The 997-nt window shown below is 68.9% G+C and carries 1 protein-coding gene; it reads right to left on the reverse strand.

Annotation, left to right across the window (positions count from 1 at the left end; translation table 11 throughout):
- Nucleotides 1-24 precede the first annotated feature (24 nt).
- Complete coding sequence (locus IH44_RS0139950) at nt 25-921, reverse strand: IS5 family transposase (RefSeq protein WP_232795284.1); 897 nt, start codon at nt 919-921, stop codon at nt 25-27.
- Nucleotides 922-997 lie beyond the last annotated feature (76 nt).

Consider the following 997-nt stretch of genomic DNA (forward strand, 5'->3'; position numbering starts at 1 on the left):
AGAAAGTGTGGGGTAATTGGCTGGCTACTGATCGTTGAGGTCGTCGGCAAGGCGGCGGGCTGCTTCGGTCTCGATGGGACCGCGTGGTTCGATCTCCTCGCCGGCGAGGCGGGCGGCCATGAGGCGGATCATGGCGACCTTGATCATCGCTTCGGCGTGCGCGGTCTTGCGCTCGTAGTCCCTTGCCAACCGTCTGCACCGTCCCAGCCAGGCAAATGTCCGCTCCACCACCCACCTGCGGGGCAGCACCCGGAAGCCTTTCACATCCGCGTTGCGCGGCACCGCCACGATCTCCAGGCCCTCGTGCGCCGTGGCCCAGCCGACCAGGCCGGCGTCGACGACATTGACGTAGCCGCCGTCGACCCAGACCAGCCCGACCTGCGGGAACAGTTCCCGGATGCCGGTGAGGACCAGCTTCGCGCCCGCCCGGTCCTGGACGGAGGCCGAGTGCACCACCGCCCGCAGGACGAGGCCGCAGGTGTCCACCAGCAGGTGCCGCTTGCGGCCGCGCACCCGCTTGCCGGCGTCGTAGCCGATCGCCTGTCCGCCTTGGTGGCTGCGGGCCGACTGCGAGTCGAGCACCGCCGCCGAGGGCTGCGGGTCGCGTCCGTCGGCGGCGCGTACCTTCTCGCGCAGTGCGTCGTGGACCCGATCCCAGGTCCCGTCCGCACTCCAGGCGCGAAACCACCGGTAGGCCGCGTCCCACGGGGCGAGGTCGTGCGGGACCAGCCTCCACGCGCAGCCACTGACCAGCACGTACAGCACGGTGTCCACGACCAGCCGACGCGAAAACTTCAACGGCCGGCCCGCCCTGCGCGGATCGCGTCGCGGCAGCAGCGGCTCGATCACAGCCCACTGAGCATCCGTCAGAGACGACTCGTAGGACGGCTTGCACGCACAGACACACATAGCGGCGATCATCGTGGACACCTCGACCGCGACGACCACCGCCAGTGATCACGCCACGCAGTTGATCAATTACCCGACACTTTCTGAG

The sequence above is a fragment of the Kitasatospora sp. NRRL B-11411 genome, assembly GCF_000721345.1.
Classification (GTDB): Bacteria; Actinomycetota; Actinomycetes; order Streptomycetales; family Streptomycetaceae; genus Kitasatospora; species Kitasatospora cineracea.

Excerpts from the sequence above, each read along its gene's own strand:
- IH44_RS0139950 (WP_232795284.1), bottom strand. The coding sequence starts at position 921 with ATGATCGCCGCTATGTGTGTCTGTGCGTGCAAGCCGTCCTACGAGTCG.